Below are 3,794 nucleotides of genomic sequence, written 5' to 3' on the forward strand. Positions count from 1 at the left end.
ACCCTATTACCCCCAGTTCCACGATGGCAGAACAGGCTGATGCCTGGGCCGGAAACGGCTTGAAGAACGTTTGGGGAGACACACCACGCGTGGTTGAAATGCAGTCGGAAGCGGGTGCTATCGCTACCGTGCATGGCGCTTTGCAGACGGGTGCCCTTTCAACATCGTTTACGTCATCGCAGGGTTTGCTGCTGATGATCCCGACGCTGTACAAACTGGCAGGCGAACTGACGCCATTTGTCCTGCATGTAGCGGCACGTACCGTTGCCACACATGCACTTTCTATTTTTGGCGATCATTCCGACGTTATGGCGGTGCGCCAGACGGGTTGCGCGATGTTGTGTGCGGCTAACGTCCAGGAAGCGCAAGACTTTGCTCTCATTTCGCACATCGCAACGCTGAAGAGCCGCGTGCCATTTATTCATTTCTTTGATGGTTTCCGCACGTCCCACGAAATCAATAAAATTGTCCCGCTGGCCGATGACACTATTCTTGATCTCATGCCGCAGGCCGAAATTGATGCTCATCGCGCCCGGGCGCTCAACCCGGAACATCCGGTGATCCGCGGTACGTCCGCCAATCCTGACACTTATTTCCAGTCTCGCGAAGCCACCAACCCCTGGTACAACGCGGTCTATGACCATGTTGAACAGGCGATGAATGATTTCGCTGCCGCGACAGGTCGTCAGTATCAGCCGTTTGAGTATTACGGGCATCCGCAAGCGGAACGGGTGATTATCCTGATGGGCTCTGCCATTGGCACCTGTGAAGAAGTGGTTGATGAATTGCTAACCCGTGGCGAAAAAGTTGGCGTGCTGAAAGTTCGTCTGTACCGTCCCTTCTCCGCCAAACACTTGCTGCAAGCTCTGCCGGGATCCGTACGCAGCGTGGCGGTACTGGACAGAACCAAAGAACCCGGTGCCCAGGCAGAACCGCTCTATCTGGATGTGATGACCGCACTGGCAGAAGCCTTTAATAATGGTGAGCGCGAAACCCTGCCCCGTGTCATTGGTGGGCGCTATGGTCTTTCATCCAAAGAATTTGGCCCGGACTGTGTACTGGCGGTATTTGCCGAGCTCAACGCGGCTAAACCTAAAGCACGCTTTACGGTTGGTATTTACGATGATGTGACCAATCTGTCACTGCCGTTGCCGGAAAACACTCTGCCAAACTCGGCGAAACTTGAAGCCTTGTTTTATGGCCTTGGTAGTGATGGCAGCGTTTCCGCAACCAAAAACAATATCAAGATTATCGGTAATTCCACGCCGTGGTACGCACAGGGCTATTTTGTTTACGACTCCAAAAAAGCGGGCGGCCTGACGGTTTCTCACCTTCGCGTGAGCGAACAGCCGATTCGTTCCGCTTATCTCATTTCCCAGGCTGATTTTGTTGGCTGCCACCAGTTGCAGTTTATCGATAAATATCAGATGGCTGAGCGTTTAAAACCTAGCGGCATTTTCCTGCTTAATACGCCGTACAGCGCAGATGAAGTGTGGTCGCGCTTGCCGCAGGAAGTTCAGGCCGTGTTAAACCAGAAAAAAGCGCGCTTCTATGTGATTAACGCGGCGAAAATCGCCCGCGAATGTGGCCTGGCGGCCCGTATTAATACCGTCATGCAGATGGTTTTTTTCCATCTGACGCAAATTCTGCCTGGCGATAGCGCCCTCGCAGAATTGCAGGGTGCGATTGCCAAAAGTTACAGTAGCAAAGGTCAGGATCTGGTGGAGCGCAACTGGCAGGCTCTGGCGCTGGCGCGTGAATCCGTAGAAGAAGTTCCGTTGCAACCGGTAAATCCGCACAGCGCCAATCGACCGCCAGAGGTTTCCGATGCCGCCCCTGATTTCGTGAAAACCGTAACCGCGGCGATGCTCGCCGGGCTTGGTGATGCCCTCCCCGTTTCGGCGCTGCCGCCAGACGGCACCTGGCCGATGGGCACCACTCGCTGGGAAAAACGCAATATCGCCGAAGAGATCCCCATCTGGAAAGAGGAACTCTGTACCCAATGTAACCACTGCGTCGCCGCTTGCCCACACTCAGCTATTCGCGCAAAAGTGGTACCGCCTGAAGCGATGGAAAACGCCCCTGCCAGCCTGCATTCGCTAGATGTGAAATCGCGTGATATGCGCGGGCAGAAATATGTCTTGCAGATGGCACCGGAAGATTGCACCGGTTGTAACCTATGCGTCGAAGTTTGCCCGGCGAAAGACCGTCAGAATCCAGAGATTAAAGCCATCAATATGATGTCTCGCCAGGAACATGTCGAAGAAGAGAAAATCAATTACGATTTCTTCCTCAACCTGCCAGAAATCGACCGTAGCAAACTGGAACGTATTGATATTCGTACATCGCAGCTGATTACACCGCTGTTTGAATATTCAGGTGCTTGCCCCGGTTGTGGCGAGACGCCGTATATTAAATTGCTGACTCAGCTCTATGGTGACCGGATGTTGATCGCTAACGCCACCGGCTGTTCTTCAATTTATGGCGGTAACCTGCCCTCTACACCGTATACCACCGATGCCAACGGTCGTGGGCCGGCATGGGCGAACTCTCTATTTGAAGATAATGCCGAATTTGGCCTTGGTTTCCGCCTGACGGTCGATCAACACCGTGTCCGCGTGCTGCGTCTGCTGGATCAATTTGCCGATAAAATCCCGGCGGAATTACTGACGGCGTTGAAATCAGACGCTACGCCAGAGGTTCGTCGAGAACAGGTCGCAGCTTTACGCCAGCAACTCAACGATGTTGCCGAAGCACATGAACTGCTGCGTGACGCAGATGCACTGGTGGAAAAATCAATCTGGCTGATTGGTGGCGACGGCTGGGCTTACGATATCGGCTTTGGCGGTCTGGATCATGTATTGAGTTTGACGGAAAACGTCAACATTCTGGTGCTGGATACGCAATGCTATTCCAACACCGGTGGTCAGGCGTCGAAAGCGACACCGCTGGGTGCAGTAACTAAGTTCGGCGAGCACGGCAAACGTAAAGCGCGTAAAGATCTTGGCGTCAGTATGATGATGTACGGTCATGTTTATGTGGCGCAGATTTCTCTCGGCGCGCAGCTGAACCAGACGGTGAAAGCGATTCAGGAAGCGGAAGCGTATCCGGGACCATCGCTGATCATTGCTTATAGCCCGTGTGAAGAGCATGGTTACGATCTGGCTCTCAGCCACGACCAGATGCGCCAACTCACTGCTACCGGCTTCTGGCCGCTATATCGCTTTGATCCGCGTCGTGCCGATGAAGGCAAACTGCCGCTGGCGCTGGATTCACGCCCGCCGTCAGAAGCACTGGAAGAAACGTTACTTCACGAGCAGCGTTTCCGTCGTCTGAATTCGCAGCAGCCAGAAGTGGCAGAACAGTTATGGAAAGATGCTGCAGCTGATTTGCAAAAACGCTATGACTTCCTAGCACAAATGGCCGGAAAAGCGGAAAAAAGCAACACCGATTAAATGCTCTGGATAAGGATTATCCAATTCTAAAAAAAAAGCCCGGACGACTGTTCGGGCTTGTCTTTTTATATGTTGGAAAATCAGTGGCAATGCAATGGCCCAACAGAAAATAAAATCTGTGATAATAAAGGCATATAACCCGCGCAGAATAACGTATAGAAAATTAAAAGTATAATTTTTATTTTGTATGTATTATCTTCGATACATTCACCAGACTTATTATCATTTCAGAGGAATTATTTGATTAAGGTTTTACTTAAGGCGTAACAAATGATATTTATCGGCTAACTGAACTTCTCCTTTAGGATGTTTTCACTCCCCGAAATGGGGATAAAAGGC

Annotated in this window: 1 protein-coding gene; it reads left to right on the forward strand. The window is 51.7% G+C overall.

The window, feature by feature from the left end:
* Nucleotides 1–3,455 (forward strand): pyruvate:ferredoxin (flavodoxin) oxidoreductase (gene nifJ, locus ACUU1M_RS19270; RefSeq protein ID WP_449144749.1); only part of this gene is annotated, 3,455 nt, incomplete at its 5' end.
* Between the last annotated feature and the right edge of the window lie 339 nt (nucleotides 3,456–3,794).

The sequence above is a fragment of the Shigella sp. SIG6 genome, from assembly GCF_053555815.1.